Origin of the sequence: Humibacillus xanthopallidus (assembly GCF_006717145.1) — a bacterium.
Lineage (GTDB): Bacteria > Actinomycetota > Actinomycetes > Actinomycetales > Dermatophilaceae > Humibacillus > Humibacillus xanthopallidus.
Genome location: NZ_VFQF01000001.1, coordinates 435,521 through 460,036 on the forward strand (window position 1 = coordinate 435,521; position 24,516 = coordinate 460,036).

The window sequence follows — 24,516 nt, forward strand, 5'->3', positions numbered from 1 at the left end:
CCGAGCCTTCTGGGAGGCTGTCGTCATGACCCGAGTGACGATGATCGCCGCCGTCGGCCGGGGCGGCGTCATCGGTGACGGCGCGTCGATGCCGTGGCACCTGCCCGACGACCTCAAGTACTTCAAGCGCCAGACGATGGGCCACCCCATGGTCATGGGGCGGCGCACCTTCGACACGATGGGCGTGCTCCCCGGCCGGCGCAGCATCGTCATCACCCGGCAGCCCGACTGGCACCACCCGGGTGTCGAGACTGCCCACTCGCTCGTCGAGGCGCTCGCGCTCGCCGGCCCCTCCGACGAGGTCTTCGTCGTGGGCGGTGGTGAGATCTACCGCGAGGCGATGCCGTATGCCGGCCGGCTGCTCGTCACGGAGGTCCACCAGTCCTCGCCGGGCTCGGTCACCTTCCCCCCGATCGACCCGGACGTGTGGCTCGAGACGAGCCGCGAGGAGCGCGACGGCTTCGCCTGGGTGAGCCTCGAGCGGCGATCCTGAGCCTCCCGTCGGGGACCGCAGAAAATTCCTCGGCGAGTTCTGTAACGCGCGGGCTGTTGCTCCGATGGAGCAGGTGCGAGGCACTACTCGGACCCCCGAGCGAGTAGTGCCTCGCTTTTTCGTGTCCGGGCGGTGCCGAGGGGCGCGCCCAGGTCGTTGGCGGCGGGCGCAACGGGTGGGGCCGGGGTGCGGGCGCTAACCTTGCCCCATGGCAGGAGCACCCGCGCTCGGACGCGTCCTCTCGGCGATGGTCACCCCGATGCGGGAGGACGGCTCGATCGACCTCGAGCAGGCGCAGGCCCTCGCCGTCCACCTCGTCGACCACGGTCACGACGGGCTCGTCGTGTCGGGCACGACGGGGGAGTCGCCGACGACCTCCGCCCAGGAGAAGGACGAGCTGCTGCGCGCGGTCATCGAGGCGGTCGGGGGCCGTGCGGTCATCATCGCCGGAGCCGGCAGCAACGACACCGCGAAGAGCGTCGAGTCGGTGCAGATGGCGCACAAGGCGGGCGCCGACGCCGTCCTGGCCGTCACGCCGTACTACAACAAGCCCCCGCAGGCCGGTCTCGTCGCGCACTTCACGGCCCTTGCCGATGCCAGCGACCTGCCCGTCATGGTCTACGACATCCCCGGCCGCTCGGGCATCGCCATCGCGCGTGAGACCTACCTGCGCATCGCCGAGCACGACCGCATCACGGCCGTCAAGGACGCGCGCGGCGACCTGTGGTTCGCGAGCGAGCTCATGCAGGCGACCGGGCTCGACTGGTACTCCGGCGACGACGCGATGAACCTCGCCCACCTCGGCAACGGTGCCGTGGGCTTCGTCGGCGTCACCTCGCAGGTGGCCCCCACGGCATACCGCGAGATGGCCGACGCGGTGCTGGACGGACGTTGGGACGACGCTCGCGCGGTGCACCGGCGTCTCGCCCCGATCGTCGAGGCCGTCATGAACGTCACCCAGGGCGCCATCATGGCCAAGGCCGCCCTCGCCGAGCAGGGGCTCATCACGAACGCGACGGTTCGCCTGCCGCTCGTCCCCGCCGACGACGTGCAGCGCAGCCTGCTGCGCGAGGCCCTCGCGGTCGTCACCGCGTGACCGCCACAGACACAACCACGGGTCGCTCGAGCGACCTCACCACCCAATGACAGGACACCTGTGAGCCACCCTCACCCCGAGCTGACCGCGCCCCCCTCCCTCCCCGACAACGGCCTGAGGGTCGTCGCGCTCGGCGGGCTCGGCGAGGTCGGCCGCAACATGGCCGTTCTCGAGACGAAGGGCCGGCTGCTCGTCATCGACTGCGGCGTGCTCTTCCCCGAGGACCACCACCCCGGCGTCGACCTCATCCTCCCGGACTTCACCTACATCGCGGACCGCCTCGACGACATCGAGGCCATCGTGCTGACGCACGGCCACGAGGACCACATCGGCGCCGTGCCCTACCTGCTCAAGCTCAAGGGCGACATCCCCCTCATCGGCTCCACGCTGACCCTCGCGCTCGTCGAGGCCAAGCTCAAGGAGCACCGCATCCGGCCCTACACGCTCGCCGTCAAGGAGGGCCAGCGCGAGCGGCTCGGCGTATTCGACCTCGAGTTCGTGGCGGTCAACCACTCCATCCCCGACGCGCTCGCCGTCTTCGTGCGCACCGACGCCGGCACCCTGCTGCACACCGGCGACTTCAAGATGGACCAGCTTCCCCTCGACGGGCGGCTCACCGACCTGCGCGCCTTCGCCAGGCTCGGCGAGGAGGGCGTCGACCTCTTCCTCACCGACTCGACGAACGCCGACGTCCCCGGCTTCACGACCCCCGAGCTCGAGATCGCGCCGGCCATCGACAAGGTCTTCCGGCACGCCGAGCGCCGCATCATCGTGGCCTGCTTCAGCAGCCACGTGCACCGCGTGCAGCAGGTCCTCGACGCCGCCGAGAAGGCCGGCCGCAAGGTCGCCATGGTCGGCCGGTCGATGGTGCGCAACATGGGCATCGCCGCCGAGCTCGGCTACCTCAGGGTGCCCGACGGCATCCTCATCGACATCAAGAAGATCGACAGCCTGCGCGACGACGAGCTCGTCCTCATCTGCACCGGCTCCCAGGGCGAGCCCATGGCAGCGCTCTCGCGGATGGCCAACCGCGAGCACCGCATCGACGTCGGCCCGGGCGACACTGTCCTGCTCGCGAGCAGCCTCATCCCCGGCAACGAGAACGCCGTCTACCGCATCATCAACGGCCTGATGCGTCTCGGCGCCAACGTCGTGCACAAGGGCAACGCCAAGGTGCACGTGTCCGGCCACGCGAGCGCCGGTGAGCTGCTCTACTGCTACAACATCGTCAAGCCGCGCAACGTGCTGCCCGTGCACGGCGAGTGGCGGCACATGTATGCCAATGCCCAGCTCGCGATCCAGTCGGGCGTGAAGGAGCGCAACGTCGTGCTCGCCGAGGACGGCGTCGTCGTCGACCTCGTCGACGGGGTCGCGGAGGTGACCGGTGTGGTCGACGTCGGCTACGTCTACGTCGACGGCAGCAGCGTCGGCGGCGCCGACGAGGCGCTGCTCAAGGACCGCCGCATCCTGCGCGACGAGGGCTTCATCACGTGCATCGTCGTGCTCGACGCCGCGACCGGCAAGATCGCGAGCGGTCCCGAGATCACGGCTCGCGGCTTCGTCGAGGACGAGGAGATCTTCCAGCAGGTGATCCCCAAGGTCGAGCGCGCCATCGAGGAGGCCGTCGCGAACGGCGTCCGCGACGACCAGCAGCTCCAGCAGGTCGTGCGCCGAACCGTCGGCTCGTGGGTCGGCGGCAAGATCCGTCGCCGGCCGATGATCATCCCGGTCGTGCTGCAGGCCTGAGGTGGTCGTGCGCTCCGAGGTGCGACGCCGCCTGGCCGACGTCGCGATCCTCGTCGTGCTCCTCGGGCTCGTCGCGGTGGGGTCGCTGCGCTGGGTCGACACGACGGCATACCCCGTCGTCGTGCTCCAGACGGCGGCGCCGTTCGTCGCGATCGGGCTGCTGCTCCTCACCGTCGTGACGGTGGTGCTGCGGCGCTGGTGGGTGCTCGTGCCCGTGGGTGTCGCGCTCGTGGTCGCGGCTGCCCAGGTCGTGCCGGCCTTCGTCTCCCACGCCTCGCCCGACGCCACCCGCGACCTCACCGTGATGTCCGCGAACCTGCGGGTGGGCCGGGCGCAGCCGACGCAGCTCATGGATGCTGTGCGCTTCCACGCCGTCGACGTGCTCGTGCTCACCGAGGTGACGCCGTCGGCTCTCGAGGGGCTGAGCCGCGAGGGTGCCGACTCCTACTTCCCGCAGCGCGCCGGCGAGGCCGAGGTCGACGGCTACGCGGGCACGATGGTGCTCTCGCGCTACCCGCTGCGCGAGGTGGCCGCCGATCTCGGCGGCTCACCCAACCGCCAGCCGGAGGTCGCCGTGACCATAGACGGCGTCGATCTGCGGGTTCAGACGGCCCACCCGTCGGCCCCGATCCCCGGCCAGACGACCGAATGGCGCGCCGGTCTGCGGGCGCTGCAGGCGTGGAAGGAGCGGCAGACCGGAACCGCCCCGATCCTGCTCGTCGGCGACTTCAACAGCTCGTCGGCCCACCCGGGCTTCCGAGCGGTCGCCGCCGGCCTCGACGATGCCCAGCGCACGACCGGCAGCGGTTGGGTGCGCACGTGGCCGTATGCCGGCAGCCGGCTCCCGCCGTTCGTGCAGCTCGACCACGTGCTGAGTCGCGGTCTCACCGTCATCGACTCCGGTCAGGTGGCGATGAACGGCACCGACCACGCCGCGGTGTGGGGCAGCTACGCCCTGCCGAACGCGTCCGGCGCGGCCCCCTGAACCCGGATTCGAGGTGATCTCGGGCCCCACGTAGATCCCAGCATCACCTCGACTCAGGCGGCGCTCTCACCGGTTCGAGGTGATCTCGGGCCCCACGTAGATCCCAGCATCACCTCGACTCAGGCGGCGCACCCTCCGGTTCGAGGTGATTTCAGGCCTGACGTGGGTGTCAGGATCACCTCGACTAGGGCGGTGGTTGCTGCTCGTTCGAGGTGATGGTGGACCGTGTCACCAGGGTCGTTCGACCTCGATGTCGCGCGGGTCGCCGCCATCGACGGCCCAGCCGGCCTCGGTGTGCGTCCACGTGGCCGCCGTGCCGTCGGCGACGAGCGAGGCGACGGCACCGATGAGGCGCTCCACGGCCTCGTCGGTCGTGCCGAGGCCGATGCTGGCGCGGACAGCCGTCGCAGGACGCTCGCCCCACGGGTCCTCGAGCAGCTCGTCGACGAGCAGGTGGGCGCAGAACTTGCCGTCGCGCACCCCGATGCCGTGCTCGACCGAGAGGGCCTGAGACACGAGCGAGGAGTCCCAGCCGGCGATGGTGAAGGCGAGCACGCCGACGCGGTCGTGGTCGTCGTCGAAGAAGGAGAGCACCTCGACGCCCGGCACGGCCTCGAGGCCGTCACGCAGCCGGGCCAACAGCCGCACCTCGTGGGCCTCGATCGCCTCGCGGTGGCGGCGAATGGTCGCACAGGCGGCGGCGATCGCCACGGCCCCGACGACGTTGGGGCTACCGCCCTCGTGGCGGGCGGGGCCGATGGCCCAGACCGTGCCCTGCTCGGTGACGGTGCGCGTCGCGCCGCCGCCGGGCAGGTAGGGGGTGCCGGCGTCGAGCCAGTCGCTCCGGCCGGCGAGCACCCCCGCGCCGAAGGGGGCGTACGTCTTGTGACCCGAGAACGCGACGTAGTCGGCGTCCCAGGCGGCGAGGTCGATGGTGCGGTGGGCCGACAGCTGGGCGGCGTCGACGGCGATTCGGGCGTCGTGCGCGTGGGCGACGGCAGCGAAGCGCTCGACCGGCCACACCTCGCCGGTGACGTTGGACGCGGCGGCGATGACGAGGAGCCGGTGGCGCGACGGGTTGTCGGCGAAGGCCTCCTCGAGGAGCTCCACCGCGTCGTCGACGCTCTGCGGGACGGGCAGACGCACCGTGCGCAGACGGCCCCACGGCAGCAGGGTGGAGTGGTGCTCTGTGCCGAAGACGAAGACGGTCGTGCGGCTGGGCAGCGCACGAGCGAGCACGCCCCACGAGTCCGTCGTCGTTCGGGTGAAGATGACGGTGTCGCCGTCGCGGGCGCCCACGAAGTCGGCGACCTCGGTGCGAGCCTGCTCGTACCACGCGCTCGTGAGCCGCGAGGCGTAGCCGGCGCCGCGGTGCACCGACGCGTAGGTCTCGAGCGTGCGGTCGACCGCCTGCTTCACCGTGACGAGCGCCGGGGTCGAGGCGGCGTGGTCGAGGTTGGCGTATGCCGTGGGGCCGGCGAGCGTGGGAACGTTGAGGCCCGCGCCCACGACCTCCGGAAGGGCCGCCCTGTCGGGCACGGCGTGCAGTGCCCGGGTGCGCACGACGGGGGCCGGGGCCGTGGAGGCGCCACAGAAGGTGCTGGGAAGGACAGACATGTCAGTGCTCCTGGGTGTCTGGGACCCACCGGATGCAGGCCCGCGCTTGCCGGACCTCGATCTGCGTTCTAACGAGGCCCGGCCTGGTCGTCACCCGGAGCACCCCACCGCGGAGGAGGGTTGCTGGCCAGCGAGCCGGGGCTTGTCACTGGCACTCATGACCTGCGCAGAACGATAGGGGAGAGGTCTCGCGGCTGTCCACGAGGTGGCCCGCGGGTGTCGTCATCTGAGACAGGCGCGCGGACGCCACCGTGCGGCATACGTCATCGGGCGGCGCACGTCCTCATCCGGCGGGGCCACACCCTCACCGGGCGCGGCGTTGCCGTCGGACCTCGCGGAGCTCCGCGAGAAGCGAGAGTCCGGGCCGGTCGTTCATCGTCCGCCAGGCCGCGAGCCCTGCTGCGCACATGCCGAGACCGGCGAGGAGGTAGGCCGCCATCGCGCCGGTGTAGGTGAGGTCGAACGGCCCGACCCCGAGCGTGCGGGGCAGCGAGAGCAGGGCGTCGAAGGCGGCCGCGAGCAGCGGCGCCACGGCGAGCACGAGGACGAGCACCACGCCGTCGAGCGACTGCACGAGCGCGAAGGTGCGACCTCGCAGCTCGTCCTCCACGGTGAGGCCGAGCAGGGTGTAGCCGACGACCCAGGCGACGCCGATGACGGCCCCGAGCACCGTCGAGAGGGGGAGCGCGAGCAGGAGCGTCGGGACGAGCGCGAGGACGAGGAGGATGACTCCGGCACTCGTCAGGGCGGCGCCGAAGATCCGCGGTCGGGAGAGCCCGGCGAGCACGCGCGGGCCTCCCACGATCCCGAGCGCCATGCCGGTGAAGACAGCGACGAAGAGCATGCCGTAGCCCGGCGCACCCGCCCCCATGTCCTTGACGAAGCGGGTTGCGAGCCCGATGACGAGACCGCCGGCGGCGAAGGCGCCCATCATTCCGGCGATGAGGCCGCGGACGAACGGCCGCTCCTTCACGACGAGCAGGCCGTCGGTGACGGTGCGCAGGATCGACTGGCCGGCGAGGGCCTCACTCGCGGCGCGGCGGGGGAAGGTGAGCCGCGAGACGATCCAAGCGCTGACGACGAAGGTGGCGCCGTTGACGTAGATCGCGAGGAAGATCCCCTCGGGGTCGAGGCCGGGCAGGAGCGATCGCAGGGGGACGCTGAGCAGGGACAGCACGGAGAAGGCGAGGGCCGCGAGCGGCGCCGTGCCGTAGCTGCCGACGAGACCGAGCTGGTTGGCCAGCTCGAGCCGTTCCGGTGGGACGAGGTTGGGCACCGTCGCGTCCTTGGCCGGGTTCCAGAAGAGCGAGACGCACTCGATGACGAGGATGGCGACGTACATCCACCACAACGTGCCGACGAGGGGGATCGAGACGAAGAGCGCGAAACGCAGGAGGTCGCCAACGATCATCGTGTGACGCCGGTCGAGACGGTCGGCCACGACCCCGGCGAGCGGGCCGAGGACGACCGCCGGCGCGATGCGAAGGATGAACACGCCTGAGACGGCGAGGTACTCGCCCACTCCGCCGGGGGCGAGCTCGGCGGCGAGGGCGGTCGTGGCGAGCAGTGCCAGCCAGTCGCCGAAGCTCGAGAGGGTGCCGGCGACGAAGAGGTTGCGGAAGGGGCGGATGGCGAGCAGCTGCCGCAGGCCGGGCCGCTCGGGACTCCCGGGACGTCCGGGACGCGCGAGACCCTCGGGGGCGTCCTGCCCCTCGGCCGGGTGCGGACCCGTGCTCACACCTCCAGAGTAGGAGCCGGTGTCAGCCACGAGCGGTCGCCGGGCGAAAGAGCAACGCGTCGCACACTGCGGGTCCGAGCAGCGAGGGCGGCGGAGTGCTCGCTCGATCCGACGGAGTGCTCTCTCGATTGTCCGTGGCGGGCGCAGTGCCCTCGCGACCGCTCGATGGGGCGGAGTGCTCTCTCGATAGCCACGCGCGGACCGCGGTCGAGATCGCGGTCTTTGCCCCGTGGTGCGCGTGTGACGCGTGAGTTGGGAGGGACGGTGACGTACGGTGCCATCATGGCGACTCGTCCGTCCAGCAGTCAGCGCCCGAGCAGCGCCGCCGCGACCCGTGCCAAGGGCACGTCCGGTGGCTCGTCGGCGCGCCCCGCCGCTGCCCGGTCGACGCGGCCGGCGCAGCGCAAGCCGGCCGCCCGCAAGGCGCCGGCCCGCACGTCCAGGACGCGCGACGGGGGGCTGCCGTTCCCGCTCGGCGCCGTGCGCAACACGTGGATGGGGGTCTCGCACCTCGCCGGCGGCGCGGTGCGCCGCGTCGGCCACAGCGCGGCCGACCTCGAGCCGGAGCACCGTCGCGACGGCATCGGATTCGCGCTCATCGCCCTGGCGGTCGTCGTGGCCTCACGCGAGTGGTGGGGGGTCAGCGGCGTCTTCGGCCAGGTCGTGCACGCCGTCTTCGCCGGTACCTTCGGCCGCGTCGCGTATGCCGTGCCCCTCGTCCTGCTCGCCCTGGGCCTGCGGATGCTGCGCGCCCCGCAGGACGACGGCGCCACCAACCGGGTCGTCGTCGGCACCATCGCGCTGACCTTCGCCGCCTGCGGCCTCTCGCACATCGCCGACGGCATCCCCAACCCGCCCGACGGCGCCGACGGCATGCGGGCCGCCGGGGGCATCATCGGCTTCCTCGCCTCGAGCCCGGTCGCCGCGGCCGTCTCGGTGCCCGGCGCCATCGTCCTGCTCTGCCTCCTCGGCGTCTTCGGCCTGCTCGTCATCACGGCGACGCCGGTCAACATGATCCCGACCCGGCTGCGCCAGCTGAGGGCGCTCGTCATCCACCGCGCCGCTGATGCTCCCGGTGCCGCAGTCGACCCCGATGCCACGCAGGCGGTGCCCGAGGCGAAGGCGAAGCGTCGTCGCGCCGTCGACCTCAGCGACCGCGACGGCGACGAGGCGTTCCGCCAGGCCGCTCAGAAGGGACTCGAGGACGACGCCGACGGGCCCCGCCCCGGCGAGAAGCGCCCCACGCCGCCCGGGCTCGTCGTCCCGCGCCCCTCGGGTGCGAAGGGCGCGGCTGCAGCCGCCGGTGCCCCCGCGGGTGGCACCGAGCGCGTCATCGACGCCACCGACCCGCGCACCCTGGGCGCTCCCGACACCTCCAAGGTCGGACCCAAGGCCGAGCTCATCCCCCCGCCGATGTCCGACCTGCCGGCGCGCGCCGAGCAGCTGAGCCTCGGCGGCGACATCACCTACCGCCTCCCCGACCACGCGATGCTCACGCCGGGCCCCGCGCACAAGACCCGGAGCGAGACCAACGACCGGGTCGTCGAGTCGCTCACCAACGTCTTCGACCAGTTCGACATCGACGCCGCGGTCACGGGATTCACCCGCGGCCCGACCGTCACGCGCTACGAGATCGAGCTCGGCTCGGGCACCAAGGTCGAGCGCGTCACCGCCCTCTCCAAGAACATCGCGTATGCCGTCGCGTCGGCCGACGTGCGCATCCTCAGCCCCATCCCCGGCAAGTCCGCCATCGGCATCGAGATCCCCAACCTCGACCGCGAGAACGTCTCGCTCGGCGACGTGCTGCGCAGCCACACGGCCCGCAGCAACGAGCACCCGATGGTCATGGGTGTCGGCAAGGACGTCGAGGGTGCCTACGTCATCGCCAACCTCGCGAAGATGCCCCACCTGCTCGTCGCCGGCGCCACGGGCTCGGGCAAGTCGAGCTTCGTCAACTCGATGATCACCTCGATCCTCATGCGCGCCACCCCCGAGGAGGTCCGGATGATCCTCGTGGACCCGAAGCGCGTCGAGCTCACGGCCTACGAGGGCATCCCGCACCTCATCACCCCGATCATCACCAACCCCAAGAAGGCCGCCGAGGCGCTCGCCTGGGTCGTCAAGGAGATGGACCAGCGCTACGACGACCTCGCGGCGTTCGGCTTCAAGCACATCGACGACTTCAACAAGGCGGTGCGCGCAGGCAAGGTCAAGCCGCTGCCGGGCTCCGAGCGGCAGATCACGACCTACCCCTACCTCCTCGTCGTCGTCGACGAGCTCGCCGACCTCATGATGGTCGCCCCGCGCGACGTCGAGGAGTCGGTCGTGCGCATCACCCAGCTCGCCCGCGCGGCCGGCATCCACCTCGTGCTCGCCACGCAGCGCCCGTCGGTCGACGTCGTGACCGGCCTCATCAAGGCCAACGTGCCCTCGCGCATGGCCTTCGCGACCTCCTCGCTCGCCGACTCGCGCGTCGTGCTCGACCAGCCGGGCGCCGAGAAGCTCATCGGCCAGGGCGACGCGCTCTTCCTCCCGATGGGCGCGAGCAAGCCGATGCGCGTCCAGGGCGCGTGGGTCAACGAGTCCGAGATCCACGAGGTCGTCAAGTTCGTCACGACGCAGCTGAAGCCCAACTACGTCGAGGACGTCACCGTCGTCGCGCCGAAGAAGCAGATCGACGACGACATCGGCGACGACCTCGACGTGCTGCTCCAAGCGACCGAGCTCGTCGTCACGACGCAGTTCGGCTCGACGTCGATGCTCCAGCGCAAGCTGCGCGTCGGATTCGCCAAGGCCGGCCGCCTCATGGACCTGCTCGAGTCGCGCGGCGTCGTCGGCCCGAGCGAGGGCTCCAAGGCGCGCGACGTGCTTGTGCGTCCCGACGACCTGCCGCAGACGCTCGCGCTGCTCCGCGGCGAGGACGTCCCCCATCCCAACGAGCCGGCCGACCTCGACGACATCATCGAGCACCCCGAGCCGTATGCCGCCCCGCCCGTCGCGATCGAGCCCCCCGGCACGCACCCCGACGAGACGGCATACGCCGGTGGTGACCTCGACGACGACACCGACGCCCTCGACGGCACCCCGCAGCGCACGGCCGCGATCGTCGCGCAGCGCGGCGAGCGCCGGCTGCGCGAGGAGGACACGACCGCGGTGGGGGTCTGGAGCCCCGGCGAGATCAAGCCGCTCGTCGAGGACGACGACGAGGAGTCCGAGGACGCCTGGAACCTCACCGACCGAGGCGGCCGCGAGCGCTACTGACCCGTCGAGTGGCCAAAGTTGGCCGCCCCCACCACGTCGAGTGGCCACATTTGGTCGTCTCAACGCGTCGAAAGGCCAAAGCCGGCCGCCTGCACGATGTCGAGAGGCCACAGTTCGTCGCCTCCGCTGAAACTGCAGAGGCGGCCAGAAGTGGCCACTCGACTGCGAGGAGGCGGCCAGAAGTGGCCACTCGACTGCGAGGAGGCGGCCAGGAGTGGCCACTCGACGGGTCAGGGTGTGAAGCGGTAGCCGAGGCCCGGCTCGGTGATGAGGTGCCTCGGGTTGCTCGGGTCGGGCTCGAGCTTGCGGCGCAGCTGGTTGGCATAGACGCGCAGGTAGTTCGACTCCCGGCCGTAGGCGGGTCCCCAGACCGAGCGCAGCAGGTCCTGTTGGAGCACGAGGTGCCCCGGCTCTCGGCAGAGGGCCTCGAGCAGTCGCCACTCGGTCGGGGTGAGGCGGATCTCGGCCCGCTCCACGGTGGCCCGACGCTCCGAGAAGTCGAGCGTGAAGTGGTCGGTGCGCACGGTGCCGATCTGCCGCCCGACCTCGCCGCTGCGCCGTACCGCCGCGCGCACCCGGGCGAGCAGCTCCTCGACCCCGAAGGGTTTCGTCACGTAGTCGTCGGCTCCGAGGTCGAGCGCCTCGATCTTGTCGTCGCTCTCGTGGCGGGCCGACAGCACGATGACGGGCACGGAGGAGGTCGTGCGGATGCGGCGCAGGACCTCGGTGCCGTCGAGATCCGGCAGGCCGAGGTCGAGGATGACGACGTCGGGTGCGTCCTCGGCCGCCGACAGCACCGCGGTGCGCCCGTCGCTCGCCGTCACGACGTCGTTGCCGTGCGCACGCAGGGCGATCGAGAGGGTGCGCAGCAGGCGGGGATCGTCGTCGACGACGAGGACACGGCTCACGGCTCCTCCTGGGGCGCGGCGATCGGGAGCTCGAGGACCATGGTCAGCCCGCCACCGGGGGTGTCCTCGGGGACGAGCGTGCCACCCATGACCGTCATCAGGCCGCGCGCCACGGCGAGGCCGAGGCCGAGGCCGTCGCCCTGCGGGGCGTCCCCGGCGCGCTGGAAGGCAGCGAAGATGCGGTCCTTGTCGGCGTCGTCGACGCCGGGCCCACGGTCGACGACGCGCAGCTGCACGGTCTCGCCGATGCGTCCGGCGGTGATGCGCACGTCAGTGGTCTGGCTGTGCCGCAGGGCGTTCTCCACGACGTTGGCGAGGACTCGGTCGAGCAGCCCGAGGTCGGTGCGCACAGGTGGCACGTCGGGCTCGAGCGCCACCTCGACGCGGCCGGGGTCCGACGTCGTGCGCACCGTGCTCACCACGGCGTCGAGCAGGTCGACCGAGTGGTGGTGGGGCTGCACGCTCCCGGTCTCGAGCCGTGACAGGTCGAGCAGGTTGCCGATCAGCGCGTCGAGCCGGTCGGCCGACTCCTCGATCGACTCGAGCAGCTCCGCCTCGTCGTCGGGCGGCAGCTCGAGGCCGGTCTGGCGCAGGGTCGAGACCCCGGCCTTGATGCTGGCCAGCGGGGTGCGCAGGTCGTGCGACACGGCGGCGAGCAGCGTCGTGCGGGCCGCGTTGTCACGGGCGAGGCCGGCCGCCTGACGCGCCGCCTGCACGAGCTGCTCGCGGCCGTGCAGGATCGCGGCGTGCGCGGCATACGCGTTGACGAGGCGCTGGTCCTCGGCGGCGACGGGCGGGCCGTCGAGCAGCAGGTGCACCCCGTCGTCGACCGCCACGTCGACGGCCCACGAGAGGTCGGGCGGCAGGTCGGAGCCGACCGCGAGGTGCGGGTCGGTCGAGGCGAGCACCCGCGGTGGGGGGCCGCCCGACAACACCGACACCCCCGACGACTTCGACACCCCGGACCCCCCCGACCCCTCGGAAGGCTCGGAGCGGTCCGAGAGCTCCGGCAGCACGGACTGCTCGGTCAGCACCGCGGAGTGCATGCCGAGGGCGTCGCGCGCCTTCTCGAGCAGGACGGGCAGCGGGCGGGGCTCGGCGAGCAGGTCACGGCTCAGCGCGGCGAGCGCGGCAGACTCGCGCTCGGCCGAGACGGCCTGCTCGGTCCGCCGGGCCGCGACGTTGACGACCGAGCTGACCGCCATCGCGACGAGGATGAAGACCGCGACGGCGAGCGCGTTGGGCGGGTCGCTGATCGTCAGCGTGCCGCGCGGCTCGGTGAAGAACCAGTTGACGAGGAGCGAGCCGGCGACGGCGCAGAAGAGCGCCGGCCAGATGCCGCCGACGAGCGCGCACACGACGGTGAGGGCGAGGTAGAGCAGCAGGTCGAGCGAGAGCGTGTGCCCCTCGCGCGTCGCCACGAGGACGGCCGTCAGCGCGGTGAGGGAGACGACCGCGAGCAGCAGGCCCGCGACCACGCGCCCCGCCGGGAGCCCGCCCGACCGCGGGCTGCGGCGTCGGACCCTCGACCCCTCGTGGGAGACGAGGTGCACGTCGATGTCGCCGGAGCTGTCGGCGACCTCCGACGCGATGCTCGGCCGGAGCAGCTGCTGGAACCGCCCGCGGCGGCTCACGCCGACGACGACCTGGGTCGCGTTGACGCCCCGGGCATGGTCGAGGATCGCCTCGGCGACGTCATGACCCGACACCTCGTGGAACTCCGCGCCGAGGTCGCGTGCGAGCCGGCGCAGCCGTGCGAGCACCGCCGGGTCGATCGAGGCGAGCCCCTCGGCCGAGCGCACGTGGCAGGCGATGAGGTCGCCGCCCGCAGCCCGGGTCGCGATGCGGGCACCCCGGCGCAGGAGGGTCTCGCTGCCGGGGCCGCCGGTGAGCGCGACGACGATCCGCTCCCGGGCCGGCCACTGCTCGTGGATGCCCTGGTCGGCGCGGTAGCGCTCGAGGGCCTCGTCGACGCGGTCGGCCAGCCACAGCAGGGCGATCTCGCGTAGCGCCGACAGGTTGCCGACGCGGAAGTAGTTCGACAGCGCGGCATCGACCTTGTCGGGACCGTAGATGTTGCCGTGTGCCATCCGCCGCCGCAGCGCCTCGGGTGACATGTCGACGAGCTGCACCTGGTCGGCGCGGCGCACGACCTCGTCGGGCAGCGTCTCCTGCTGCCGGATGCCGGTGATCGACTCGACGACGTCGTTGAGCGACTCGAGGTGCTGGATGTTGACCGTGGAGAGCACGTCGATGCCGGCATCGAGCAGCTCCTCGACGTCCTGCCACCGCTTCTCGTGCCGCGACCCGGGCACGTTGGTGTGGGCCAGCTCGTCGACGAGCACGACGTGGGGTCGCCGGGCGAGGACGGCGGCCGTGTCGAGCTCGGTCAGCGAGGACCCGCGGTACTCGACCGTCAGCCGCGGCAGGATCTCGAGCCCTTCGAGCTCCGAGGCGGTGTGCGCCCGCCCGTGGGTCTCGACGATGCCCACGACGACGTCGGTGCCGCGCTCACGCCGGCGGTGGGCCTCGTCGAGCATCGCGAAGGTCTTGCCGACCCCCGGCGCCGAGCCGAGAAAGATGCGAAGGGACCCACGACCCATGGACCGATCCTGTCAGGTCAGCCGGCGGACCGGCCGGAGAGGGCCGCGAGGGCGAGATTGAGCTCGAGGACGTTGACGCGTGGCTGGCCGAGGAAGCCCGCGACCCGGCCCTGCACATGCGCGTCGACGAGGGCGGCCACCTGCGACTCCGCCAGCCCGCGGGCCGCGGCGACGCGCGGCACCTGGGACACGGCATACGCCTGCGAGACGTGCGGGTCGAGCCCGCTGCCGGAGGCCGTCAGCGCGTCGGCGGGAGCGGTGGCCGGGTCGAGCCTGGCGGTGGAGGCCCGCCTCGCCACCTCGTCGGTGAGCGCGGTGCCCGAGAGGTTCGAGCCGCCGCTCGTGTCACCCGCGTAGCCGCTCGCGGACGGGCGACCCCAGAACCACTGGGCGCCCGTCCACTGCTGCCCCACGAGGTAGGACCCGACGACCGAGCCGTCGACGCTGACGAGCGAGCCGGCGGCCTGGTCGCGGGCGACCGCCTGGCCCACGCCCCAGACGACGGCCGGGTAGAGCACGCCGAGGAGGACGGTGAGGACGAGCATGGCGCGCAGGCCGGCCCACGACTGCTTGACGAAGGAGCTGAGCGTGCTGGTCACGAGGGTCACACCCTTTCGGGGTCAGAGGGGGAGGTGGCTAACGACGAGGTCGATCAGCTTGATCCCGATGAACGGGGCCACGATGCCGCCCAGGCCGTAGACGAGGAGGTTGCGCCGGAGGAGGGCGGTGCTGCCGGCGGCGCGGTAGCGAACTCCCTTCAGCGACAGCGGGATCAGCGCGATGATGATGAGCGCGTTGAAGATGACTGCCGAGACGATCGCCGACTTCGGCGACGCGAGGCCTATGATGTTGAGCGCGTCGAGCCCCGGGAAGAGGATGACGAACATCGCCGGGATGATCGCGAAGTACTTCGCGATGTCGTTGGCGATCGAGAACGTCGTCAGGGCTCCGCGGGTGATGAGCAGCTGCTTGCCGATCGAGACGATGTCGATGAGCTTCGTCGGGTCGGAGTCGAGGTCGACCATGTTGGCCGCCTCCTTGGCCGCCATCGTGCCGGTGTTCATCGCGACGCCGACGTCGCTCTGGGCGAGCGCGGGCGCGTCGTTCGTGCCGTCACCGGTCATCGCGACGAGCCGGCCACCCAGCTGCTCCTGCTTGATGAGCGCCATCTTGTCCTCGGGCGTCGCCTCGGCGAGGAAGTCGTCGACCCCCGCCTCGGCCGCGATCGACTTCGCCGTCAGCGGGTTGTCGCCGGTGATCATGACGGTCCGGATGCCCATGGCCCGCAGCTGCGCGAAGCGCTCCTTCATGCCGGGCTTGACGACGTCCTTGAGGTGGATGACCCCGAGCACCCGAGGTGCCCGGCCGGGCTCCTGCACGGCCACGGCGAGCGGCGTGCCGCCCGAGCTCGCGATGCCGTCGACCTCCGTGACCACCCCGCTCGGCATCTCGCCGCCGTGGCTCGTGACCCAGCGCGCGACCGAGTCCGCCGCGCCCTTGCGGTATGCCGTGCCGTCGGGGAGGTCGGCCCCCGACATGCGCGTCGCGGCCGTGAACTCGACGAACGTCGCGCCGTCGCGGGGCAGCCGGTCGAGTGCCTCCCGCGTGGGCGAGTCGAGGGCTGCCGCCGCGAGCTCGACGATCGAGCGCCCCTCCGGGGTCTCGTCGGCGAGCGAGGAGACGTATGCCGCCCGGGTGACCTCCTCGTTGCCGAGGCCCGGCGCCGCGAGCAGCTGCGTCGCCCTGCGGTTGCCGTAGGTGATGGTGCCCGTCTTGTCGAGCAGCAGCGTCGACACGTCACCGGCTGCCTCGACGGCGCGGCCGGACATGGCCAGCACGTTATGCTGGACGAGGCGGTCCATCCCGGCGATGCCGATCGCCGAGAGCAGCGCGCCGATGGTCGTCGGGATGAGGCACACGAGCAGCGCGACGAGCACGACGGGGGACTGGGCCTGCCCGGAGTAGACCGCCATCGGCTGCATCGCCATGACGGCGAGCAGGAAGATGATCGTGAGCACGGTGAGCAGGATCGTCAGGGCGATCTCGTTCGGCGTCTTCTGGCGCGACGCACCCTCGACGAGGGCGATCATCCGGTCGATGAAGGTCTCTCCTGGCCTGGTCGTGATGCGCACGGTGATGCCGTCGGAGAGCACCGTCGTGCCCCCGGTGACGGCGCTCCGATCACCGCCCGACTCGCGGATCACCGGGGCGGACTCGCCGGTGATCGCCGACTCGTCGACGGTCGCCATGCCCTCGATGACGTCGCCGTCACCGGGGATGACCTCGTTCGGTCGCACGACGACGACGTCACCGATGGTGAGGTCCGAGGCGGCGACCGTCTCGAGCGAGCCGTCGGGGAGGCGGCGCTCGGCGGTGGTGGTCCGGCGGCTGGCGCGCAGCGTCGCGGCCTGGGCCTTGCCGCGGCCCTCGGCAACGGCCTCGGCCATGTTGGCGAAGAGGACGGTGGCCCAGAGCCAGATGCTGAGGGTCCAGGCGAACCACGACGGGTCGGCGACCGCCTGCACCGTCGTCACGACCGAGCCGACCCATACGACGAACATCACGGGGCTGTGCCAGACGTGCCGCGGGTCGAGCTTGGCGACGGCCTGGGGCAGCGTCGTGACGAGCTGGCGCGCGAGCTGGGTGTAGGACGTGCTCGTGTGGCCGGGGCGGATGAGCGCGTCTCCGCCGTCGTTGCCTCGTCCGTGCCGCTTCTGCCGCCGCGCCCCGGGTTGCATGGGGTCCGCGGGGTTGGAGGCGGTGGGTGACGACGTCGTCGTCGAGCTGGGGGTCATGAGAGTGCCTCCGCGAGGGGACCGAGGGCGAGTGCCGGGAAGAAGGTGAGGCCGCCGACGACGACGGCCACCCCGACGAACAGGCCGACGAAGGTGGGCGAGTGGGTGGGGAGGGTGCCGGCGGTCACCGGTCGACGACGCTGTGCCACAAGCGAACCCGCGAGGGCGAGCACGAGGACGATGGGCGCGAAGCGGCCCACGAACATGCAGAGCGCCAGCGTGAGGTTGGTGTAGGGCGTGTCAGCGGAGAACCCCGCGAAGGCGCTGCCGTTGTTGTTCGCCGCGGACGTGTACGCATACATCACCTCGGTGAGGCCGTGCGGGCCGGTGGCGAGCATCTGCGAGGTCACGAGCGGCGCCACGATGCCGATGCCCGTGAAGACGAGGACGAGCAGCGGCATGACGAGGACGGTCAGCGCGGTCAGCGTGATCTCGCGGCGACCGATCTGCTTGCCGAGCAGCTCCGGCGTGCGCCCGACCATGAGACCGGCGATGAAGACCGTGAGGATCGCGACGACGAGGGCGCTGTAGAGGCCCGTGCCGACGCCACCGGGTGACAGCTCGCCGAGCATCATGCTGAAGAGCGCGCCACCGCCGCCGAGCGCCGAGAAGCTCTCGTGCATCGAGTTGACGGCGCCGGTCGACGTGGCGGTCGTGCTCGTCGCGAAGAGCGCCGAGGGCCACACGCCGAAGCGCACCTCCTTGCCCTCGAGGGCGCCCAGCGGCCCGGCTGCAGCGTGCACCTCCGACCACGTCACCGCGGTGAGCATGAGCGCCCACAGGCTCGCCATGAAGCCGAGCACGGTCCAGCCCTGGCGGCGGTCACCGACCATGACGCCGTAGGTGCGCGGCAACGAGAACGGGATGACGAGGAGCAGGAAGACCTCGACGAGGTTGGTGACGGCGTTCGGGTTCTCGAACGGGTGGGCCGAGTTGGCGTTGAAGTAGCCGCCACCGTTCGTCCCGAGCTCCTTGATCGCCTCCTGCGACGCCACGAGCCCGCCCTGGAGCACCTGGTGCCCGCCGGAGAGCGTCGTCACCGTCGTCGGGGCGGTGAGGTTCTGGATGACGCCGCCGAGCAGCAGCACGACTGCGCCGACGAGGGCGAGCGGCACGATGACGCGGAAGAGGCCACGCACGAGGTCGACCCAGAAGTTGCCGAGGTCCGTGCCGCTCGAGCGGGCGAGGCCGCGCACGAGCGCGATCGCGACGGCGAGGCCGACGGCGGGGGAGACGAAGTTCTGGACCGTCAGGCCCACGGTCTGCACGAAGGGCGACGTGCCGGCCTCACCGGCATACGACTGCCAGTTGGTGTTCGTCACGAACGAGACGGCGGTGTTGACGGCCGTGTCGACGTTCATCGAGGCGCCTCGGGCGAGCGGTAGGACGCTCTGGAAGACGATGAGCAGGAAGAGCAGGACGATGCCCACGACGGAGAACGCGAGGACGGCGACGGCATACGTCACCCACCGCTGCTCGGAGGCGGGGTCGACCCGCACGAGGCGATAGACGAGGCGCTCGACGCGCCAGTGCCTCGTGTCGGTGAAGACCTTCGCCATCCAGCTGCCGAGGGGCACATGGACGGCGGCGAGGGCGGCGACGAGGACGGCGATCGTGAGCAGCCCGCTGACGGTGTCGCTCATCAGAAGCGGTCAGCGTGCAGGAGGACGTGGACGAGGTAGCCGAGCACGGCCAGCGCCACGAGGCCCAGGAGGATGTTGGTGACCATGAGACGTGTCTACGGCGGGGCACCGGCGCCGCTTCGACCCGTTGACGCCCGACTGACGCCTCTTGACGCGTTCTTGACGACCCCCGCACTAGGCTCCGGCAGGTGAGTGCCTCGCTGGAGCTGTGGCCGTCGTCGCCCCGTCGCGTCGGACCGCCCGGCCGTCTCGACCGCCTGCGTCGCAAGGTGACCGACCTGCCCTGTGCGCTGCTGCTCTTCGTGCAGCTCGGCGCGCTGCTGCTCTATCCGTTCGTCGAGACGGCGACCTTCGGTGACTACCGCGAGGCGGGGCGCGCGATCTTCGGGATCATCGGCCTGCTCGTGCTCTTCCTCGCCGTGCGGGCGGTCCGGGCCACGCCGGCGCTGACCTGGGTGGCAGTCGTCCTCGGCGGGCCGGTCGTGCTGCTCACGGTCTCCGAGGCGATCTGGCCGGACAATGACTCCATCGCGTTCTGGAGCGCCCTGCTGCACGCGCTCTTCTACTTCTACACGGGCTACGGCCTGCTGCGATACATGTTCGCGGACAACTGGGTGACCCGTGACGAGCTCTATGCGACCGGGGCGACCTTCACCGTCGTGGCGTGGGGGTTCGCCTACCTCTACGTCGCCGTGCAGTTCATCTGGCCGAACTCGTTCACCATCTACGGCGAGGCCGTGCCGGGGGTCCGCAGCTGGTACGAGCTGCTCTACCTCTCCATCACGACGATGACCTCGACGGGCCTGTCGGACATCTACGCGGTGACGCCGCACGCCCGGTCGTTCGTGCTGCTGCAGCAGATCGCCGGCATGCTCTACGTCGCGCTCGTCGTCGCCCGCCTCGTCGGTCTCACCATCGCCCGCTTCCGCCAGTAGGCGGTCGTCGCGGGTGGCGGCTCACCGCTGGGGTATGCCGCGTGCCCGGGTCGCGCTCAGGCCGTGCCGTCGAGCTCGGCGAAGGTCGCGAGGCTCGGCGCCCGGGTCGTCTGCAGGTCGCGGGCCACGGCCTCGACGTCGCGCATGACCCGCAGGGTGTTTCCGCGGACGAGCTTGGCCACGTCGGCCGGCGACCACGACCGCTCGAGCAGCGCCGCGACGAGCCGGGGGTAGCCGCTGACGTCCTCCAGCCCCACGGGGAAGGTGTCGGTGCCGTCGTAGTCGCCGCCGATGCCGACGTGGTCGATGCCGGCGACCTCGCGCACGTGCTCGAGGTGGGCGACGACCTGCTCGATCGTCGCGTCGGGCTTCGGGTGCCGGGCCTGCCAGCCGGCGGTGAACCGGCCGAAGGCCTCCCAGTCGCGGGCCTCCACGCCCACCTCGGCGGCCGCTGCTGCTGCCTCGAGCCGCCACGCCGCCGTCGCGGGGGAGACGAACTCCGGCACGAACGTCACCATGCAGACCCCACCGTTGCCGGGCAGGACGGCGAGCACGTCGTCGGGCACGTTGCGCGGGGTGTCGCAGAGGGCCAGGGCGCTCGAGTGGCTGAAGATGACCGGCGCCGTCGTCGTCTCGAGGGCGGCGCGCATCGTCGTCGCGGCGACGTGGCTGAGGTCGACCATCATCCCGAGCCGGTTCATCTCGGTGACGACCTCACGCCCGAAGGCGCTGAGTCCGCCGACGACGGCCACGTCGGTGGCCGAGTCGGCCCAGGGCGTGTTGTCGTTGTGAGTCAGCGTCAGGTAGCGCACGCCGAGGACGTGCAGCATCCGCAGGGTGCCGAGGGAGCACCCGATCGAGTGGCCGCCCTCCGCCCCGAGCAGCGACGCGATGCGTCCTGACTCCCGGGCGCGCTCGACCTCGTCGGCGGTGCGCGCGAGAGCCAGCCGGTCGGCATACGTCGCGATCATGAGGTGCACGGCGTCGACCTGCTCCAGCGTGGCCGCGACGGCGGCGTCGCCCTGAAGCGTGCTCGGCACGAAGACCGACCAGAACTGCCCGCCCACGCCGCCCTCGGCGAGGCGGGGGAGGTCGGTCTGCGTCGTGGGCACCCGCGCGGCGATGTCGAGCGCCTCGAAGTCGTAGCCGGTCTGCTCCCGAGCGGCCCACGGCAGGTCGTTGTGGCCGTCGACGAGGGGGTGCTCGGCGAGCACCGCCCGAGCCTGCTCGAGGCTGCTGCCGGCGGGCTCGGTCGGGGCGGTCGGGGTGCGTGCTGGCATGTCCGTCATTGAACACCGGTCCATCTAGAGTGGACGCATGACCCCTCCCCACCCGAGCACCGACCGGAGCGTCGCGCTCGTCACCCTCGGGTGCACCCGCAACGAGGTCGACTCGGAGGAGCTCGCCGGGCGGCTCCAGGCGGAGGGCTGGCGGCTCGTCGACGACGCCGCAGAGGCGGATGTCGCCGTCGTCAACACGTGCGGCTTCGTCGAGCAGGCCAAGAAGGACTCCATCGACGCGCTGCTCGAGGCCTCCGACCTCAAGGGCGCGGGCGGCCGCACGCAGAAGGTCGTCGCCGTCGGCTGTCTCGCCGAGCGCTACGGCACGCAGCTCGCGGAGCAGCTGCCCGAGGCCGACGCCGTGCTCGGCTTCGACTCCTACCGCGACATGAGCACCCACCTCCAGACGATCCTGGGCGGCGGGCACGTCGCCAGCCACACGCCGGGCGACCGTCGCACCCTCCTGCCGCTCTCGCCCGTCGACCGCCAGGGCGGCAGCAGCGGCGTCGCGCTGCCGGGTCACGGCGACACGCAGCCGTATGCCGCCCCTACCGAACCGCTCGACAACGCGGCCGACAGCGCCGACAGCGTGCCCACGCCGGCCTCCGGCCCCCGCGTCATCCGCGCCCGCCTCGACGGCCGGCCCTGGGCGCCCCTCAAGATCGCCTCGGGCTGCGACCGCCGCTGCTCCTTCTGCGCCATCCCGATGTTCCGCGGGGCCTTCGTCTCGCGCCGGCCGGCCGACATCATCACCGAGGGCCGGTGGCTCGCCGAGCGTGGCGTCAAGGAGCTCTTCCTCGTCTCCGAGAACTCCACGTCCTACGGCAAGGACCTCGGCGACCTCGGTCTGCTCGAGAAGCTGCTGCCCGAGCTGACCGCCATCGAGGGCATCGAGCGGGTCCGCGTCTCCTACCTCCAGCCCGCCGAGATCCGCCCCGGCCTGCTGCGCGCGATGGCCGACACCCCCGGTGTCGTGCCCTACTACGACATCTCCTTCCAGCACGCCTCAGAGCCGCTGCTGCGCTCGATGCGCCGCTTCGGCTCGCGCGAGGCCTTCCTCGACCTGCTCGCACGCGTTCGCGCGGACGCCCCCGAGGCCGGCGTCCGCTGCAACGTCATCGTCGGCTTCCCGGGCGAGACCGAGGCCGACCTCGACGAGCTCGAGGCGTTCCTCACCGAGGCCCGCCTCGACGTCGTCGGCGTCTTCGGCTACTCCGACGAGGACGGCACCGAGGCGGAGGGGTATGCCGGCCACCTGGCTCCCGAGGTCGTCGCCGACCGTCTCGACCGCTTCACGCGCCTCGTCGAGGAGCTCAACGCCCAGCGGGCGGAGGAGCGCATCGGCGAGCACGTCGTCGTCCTCGTCGAGGAGATCGACGACGACGGACTGCCCGTGGGCCGCGCGGCCTTCCAGGGCCCGGACGTCGACGGCGTCACCCTGCTGCACCTGCCCGAGGGGGCAGCCCTGCCCGCGGTCGGCGACCTCGTCGCCGCCGTCGTCGTCGGCACCGAGGGCATCGACCTCGTCGCGGAGCCGCGATGACCGCGGGTGGCTTCCACCGGGGGGAGGGGCCGGCTCCCCGTCCGACCGACTGGAACCTGCCCAACGCGCTGACGGTGCTGCGCTTCCTCCTCGTGCCCGTCTACGCGGTGCTGCTCTTCATGGAGGGCGGCTCGAGCCCGTGGTGGCGCTTCTGGGCCTGGGCGGTCTTCGTCCTCGCCGCCGTCACCGACGGCATCGACGGCAAGATCGCGCGGCAGCGGGGCGAGATCACGAACTTCGGCAAGGTCGCCGACCCCATCGCCGACAAGGCCCTGACCGGCACCGCCTTCATCGGGCTGTCCGTGCTCGGGGTCATCTGGTGGTGGGTGACGGTCGTCATCCTCGTGCGCGAGGTCGGCATCACCGTGCTGCGCTTCGTCGTCATCCGGCACGGCGTCATGCCGGCCGGCCGTGGCGGCAAGCTGAAGACGATGTTGCAGACCCTGTCGCTCGGCGCCCTGACCTTCCCGCTGGCGGTGCTGCCGCTCGGTGGCGCGTGGCTCTTCGTCGCCTACGTGCTGCTCGGGGCGGCTCTCGTCATGACCGTCGTCAGCGGTGTCGACTATGTCTTCAAGGCCGCCCGGCTGCGCGAGACGAGTGAGCGCACGAGGCTGCGACGGGAGCGGCGCGCTGCCGGCCGTGAGTCCCGCACCCGCGACGAGGCCCGGGTCTCCGCGACACCGTCCGCTGCCCCGACAGTCGGCGCTACGGCCGACGCCCCGAAGCCAGCCGCCGACCCGGGCACTCCGCCGGCGTCACAGAGCCTGCCGACGCAGAGCCTGCCGACGCAGATCCAGCCGACGGCCCCCGTGAGCACCGATGCGCCCGGGGCGGAACGGCATACGGCTGCTTCGGAGACCGACCCGCACCCCAGCGCCGACCCCGCGGGCCGCGGGGGACCCGGGCGAGAGTGACCCGTGACGGGCGGCGCTGACCCGGGGGAGCGGCTCGTCGAGCTGCTGACCGAGCGCGGTGAGACGGTCGCGAGCGCGGAGTCGCTGACGGCCGGACTCGTCGCCGCGACGGTCGCCGACACCCCGGGGGCGTCGGTGGTGCTGCTCGGCGGCGTCGTCGCGTATGCCGCGCGTGTCAAGGTGGAGCTGCTCGGGGTGCCGGCCGAGCTCGTCGACCGGGTGGGCACCGTCCACCCCGACGTCGCCGTCGCGATGGCCGAGGGCGTGCGGACGCGGCTCGGGGCGACGTGGGGCCTGTCGACGACGGGGGTGGCCGGCCCCGGACCGGCCGAGGGCAAGCCCTCCGGCACCGTCCACATCGCGGTAGCGGGACCCTCGGGAACAGCGACCGAGGCCCTGGAGTTGAAGGGTGGCAGGGCAGCCGTGCGGTCCGGTGCCGTGCGCGCAGTGCTGATGCTCGCCCTTCGCGAGATCGGCGCCACGCGGACAACCCCTGCACCACCGACAGGGGCTGGGGGTACGGTAGGCCTAGCAGCCACCGACGACGGTGGGCCGCGCACGAGCACCTGACGACCGGATCAGCCGACGATCTGGTCCACCATCCGACGACGAGCCGCTGAGACGAGGACCTGGAGGAGGCCGGCATGACGACACTGTTGCGACGCGAGCTCGGTGACGTCCTGCGCGAGCGCCGCCGGGCCCAAGGCCGCACGTTGCGTGAGGTCTCGGCCACCGCCTCGGTCTCCCTCGGCTACCTCAGCGAGGTCGAGCGCGGTGAGAAGGAGGCCTCGTCCGAGCTGCTCGCCTCGATCTGCGGGGCTCTAGAGCTGCCGCTCTCGCAGGTGCTCATCGACGTCTCGAGCCGCATGGCCGAGAGCGAGGGCCTGGCCCCGACAGTCACCCTCCCCGTGCCGAGCAACGACGTGGTGTCGGCCTCCGCGGCCTGATCCTCTAGCGTT

The 24,516-nt window shown here is 71.8% G+C and carries 19 protein-coding genes and 1 riboswitch; of the genes, 10 read left to right on the forward strand and 9 right to left on the reverse strand.

Annotated elements, in window-relative coordinates:
* The first annotated feature begins 25 nt into the window (after positions 1–25).
* From FHX52_RS01965 to FHX52_RS01980, 4 genes are all read left to right on the forward strand, one after another.
* Positions 26–493, forward strand: a complete 468-nt coding sequence (locus tag FHX52_RS01965; protein ID WP_141819456.1) for a dihydrofolate reductase — start codon at positions 26–28, stop codon at positions 491–493.
* Between the two features lie 208 nt (positions 494–701).
* Positions 702–1,589: a 4-hydroxy-tetrahydrodipicolinate synthase gene (gene dapA / locus FHX52_RS01970; RefSeq protein WP_141819458.1), complete on the forward strand. Its 888-nt coding sequence runs from the start codon at positions 702–704 to the stop codon at positions 1,587–1,589.
* Positions 1,590–1,649: 60 nt separating this feature from the next.
* The gene (locus tag FHX52_RS01975) at positions 1,650–3,335 is read left to right on the forward strand and encodes a ribonuclease J (RefSeq protein ID WP_141819460.1); all 1,686 of its coding nucleotides are present in this window, start codon (positions 1,650–1,652) and stop codon (positions 3,333–3,335) included.
* Positions 3,336–3,342: 7 nt separating this feature from the next.
* Positions 3,343–4,320, forward strand: coding sequence for an endonuclease/exonuclease/phosphatase family protein (locus tag FHX52_RS01980; RefSeq protein ID WP_246069569.1), 978 nt, complete (start codon positions 3,343–3,345; stop codon positions 4,318–4,320).
* Between the two features lie 228 nt (positions 4,321–4,548).
* Here FHX52_RS01980 and FHX52_RS01985 read toward each other — a convergent pair whose 3' ends face one another.
* Complete coding sequence (locus FHX52_RS01985) at positions 4,549–5,937, reverse strand: aminotransferase class V-fold PLP-dependent enzyme (RefSeq protein WP_141819464.1); 1,389 nt, start codon at positions 5,935–5,937, stop codon at positions 4,549–4,551.
* Positions 5,938–5,974: 37 nt separating this feature from the next.
* A riboswitch (SAM riboswitch) is annotated at positions 5,975–6,100 on the reverse strand.
* A gap of 141 nt (positions 6,101–6,241) precedes the next feature.
* Positions 6,242–7,675 (reverse strand): MFS transporter, encoded by a 1,434-nt coding sequence (locus FHX52_RS01990; protein ID WP_185747039.1) that lies wholly within the window; start codon positions 7,673–7,675, stop codon positions 6,242–6,244.
* Positions 7,676–7,957: 282 nt separating this feature from the next.
* On the opposite strand from FHX52_RS01990, the gene FHX52_RS01995 reads away from it, so the two are divergent.
* Positions 7,958–10,936 (forward strand): FtsK/SpoIIIE family DNA translocase, encoded by a 2,979-nt coding sequence (locus FHX52_RS01995; protein WP_141819468.1) that lies wholly within the window; start codon positions 7,958–7,960, stop codon positions 10,934–10,936.
* Positions 10,937–11,166: 230 nt separating this feature from the next.
* Here the strand turns inward: FHX52_RS01995 and FHX52_RS02000 are convergent, their stop codons facing one another.
* The 6 genes from FHX52_RS02000 to FHX52_RS24710 are packed head-to-tail and all read right to left on the reverse strand — an operon-like array spanning position 11,167 to position 18,971.
* A complete protein-coding gene (locus FHX52_RS02000) occupies positions 11,167–11,844 on the reverse strand; it encodes a response regulator (RefSeq protein WP_141819469.1) in 678 nt (225 codons plus the stop codon).
* A complete protein-coding gene (locus tag FHX52_RS02005; RefSeq protein WP_141819470.1) occupies positions 11,841–14,447 on the reverse strand; it encodes a sensor histidine kinase in 2,607 nt (868 codons plus the stop codon). The genes FHX52_RS02000 and FHX52_RS02005 overlap by 4 nt, the downstream gene beginning before the upstream one ends.
* A gap of 17 nt (positions 14,448–14,464) precedes the next feature.
* Positions 14,465–15,046 (reverse strand): potassium-transporting ATPase subunit KdpC, encoded by a 582-nt coding sequence (kdpC, locus tag FHX52_RS02010; RefSeq protein WP_425460077.1) that lies wholly within the window; start codon positions 15,044–15,046, stop codon positions 14,465–14,467.
* Positions 15,047–15,067: 21 nt separating this feature from the next.
* Positions 15,068–17,185 carry a potassium-transporting ATPase subunit KdpB gene (gene kdpB / locus FHX52_RS02015; protein ID WP_141821980.1) on the reverse strand — a complete coding sequence of 706 codons (2,118 nt, stop codon included), beginning with the start codon at positions 17,183–17,185 and terminating at the stop codon, positions 15,068–15,070.
* A gap of 53 nt (positions 17,186–17,238) precedes the next feature.
* A complete protein-coding gene (gene kdpA / locus FHX52_RS02020; RefSeq protein WP_141819471.1) occupies positions 17,239–18,885 on the reverse strand; it encodes a potassium-transporting ATPase subunit KdpA in 1,647 nt (548 codons plus the stop codon).
* Positions 18,885–18,971 (reverse strand): potassium-transporting ATPase subunit F, encoded by an 87-nt coding sequence (locus FHX52_RS24710; RefSeq protein ID WP_084327844.1) that lies wholly within the window; start codon positions 18,969–18,971, stop codon positions 18,885–18,887. The genes kdpA and FHX52_RS24710 overlap by 1 nt, the downstream gene beginning before the upstream one ends.
* A gap of 102 nt (positions 18,972–19,073) precedes the next feature.
* On the opposite strand from FHX52_RS24710, the gene FHX52_RS02030 reads away from it, so the two are divergent.
* Positions 19,074–19,820, forward strand: coding sequence for an ion channel (locus tag FHX52_RS02030; protein ID WP_141819472.1), 747 nt, complete (start codon positions 19,074–19,076; stop codon positions 19,818–19,820).
* Between the two features lie 56 nt (positions 19,821–19,876).
* Here the strand turns inward: FHX52_RS02030 and FHX52_RS02035 are convergent, their stop codons facing one another.
* On the reverse strand, positions 19,877–21,109 hold the full coding sequence (locus FHX52_RS02035; RefSeq protein WP_425460078.1) for a dipeptidase: 1,233 nt from the start codon (positions 21,107–21,109) through the stop codon (positions 19,877–19,879).
* Positions 21,110–21,137: 28 nt separating this feature from the next.
* Here FHX52_RS02035 and rimO point away from each other — a divergent pair, with 28 nt between their 5' ends.
* From rimO to FHX52_RS02055, 4 genes are all read left to right on the forward strand, one after another.
* Complete coding sequence (gene rimO, locus FHX52_RS02040) at positions 21,138–22,643, forward strand: 30S ribosomal protein S12 methylthiotransferase RimO (RefSeq protein ID WP_141819474.1); 1,506 nt, start codon at positions 21,138–21,140, stop codon at positions 22,641–22,643.
* Entirely contained in the window at positions 22,640–23,557 is a 918-nt protein-coding gene (gene pgsA / locus FHX52_RS02045) for a CDP-diacylglycerol--glycerol-3-phosphate 3-phosphatidyltransferase (RefSeq protein WP_342777887.1), read from the forward strand. Before rimO ends, pgsA begins: the two co-directional genes overlap by 4 nt.
* Positions 23,558–23,560: 3 nt before the next feature.
* Positions 23,561–24,127 (forward strand): CinA family protein, encoded by a 567-nt coding sequence (locus tag FHX52_RS02050; protein ID WP_141819475.1) that lies wholly within the window; start codon positions 23,561–23,563, stop codon positions 24,125–24,127.
* 74 nt (positions 24,128–24,201) lie between these two features.
* Entirely contained in the window at positions 24,202–24,504 is a 303-nt protein-coding gene (locus tag FHX52_RS02055) for a helix-turn-helix domain-containing protein (RefSeq protein WP_141819476.1), read from the forward strand.
* Positions 24,505–24,516 lie beyond the last annotated feature (12 nt).

Bases quoted from the DNA above. Each gene is read 5' to 3' on its own strand.
- kdpA (WP_141819471.1), bottom strand. From the start codon at position 18,885: ATGAGCGACACCGTCAGCGGGCTGCTCACGATCGCCGTCCTCGTCGCC.
- FHX52_RS01965 (WP_141819456.1), top strand. From the start codon at position 26: ATGACCCGAGTGACGATGATCGCCGCCGTCGGCCGGGGCGGCGTCATC.
- FHX52_RS01985 (WP_141819464.1), bottom strand. From the start codon at position 5,937: ATGTCTGTCCTTCCCAGCACCTTCTGTGGCGCCTCCACGGCCCCGGCC.
- rimO (WP_141819474.1), top strand. From the start codon at position 21,138: ATGACCCCTCCCCACCCGAGCACCGACCGGAGCGTCGCGCTCGTCACC.
- pgsA (WP_342777887.1), top strand. From the start codon at position 22,640: ATGACCGCGGGTGGCTTCCACCGGGGGGAGGGGCCGGCTCCCCGTCCG.
- kdpB (WP_141821980.1), bottom strand. From the start codon at position 17,185: ATGCAACCCGGGGCGCGGCGGCAGAAGCGGCACGGACGAGGCAACGAC.
- FHX52_RS02055 (WP_141819476.1), top strand. From the start codon at position 24,202: ATGACGACACTGTTGCGACGCGAGCTCGGTGACGTCCTGCGCGAGCGC.
- FHX52_RS24710 (WP_084327844.1), bottom strand. From the start codon at position 18,971: ATGGTCACCAACATCCTCCTGGGCCTCGTGGCGCTGGCCGTGCTCGGC.
- FHX52_RS01995 (WP_141819468.1), top strand. From the start codon at position 7,958: ATGGCGACTCGTCCGTCCAGCAGTCAGCGCCCGAGCAGCGCCGCCGCG.
- FHX52_RS02005 (WP_141819470.1), bottom strand. From the start codon at position 14,447: ATGGGTCGTGGGTCCCTTCGCATCTTTCTCGGCTCGGCGCCGGGGGTC.
- FHX52_RS02035 (WP_425460078.1), bottom strand. From the start codon at position 21,109: ATGACGGACATGCCAGCACGCACCCCGACCGCCCCGACCGAGCCCGCC.
- dapA (WP_141819458.1), top strand. From the start codon at position 702: ATGGCAGGAGCACCCGCGCTCGGACGCGTCCTCTCGGCGATGGTCACC.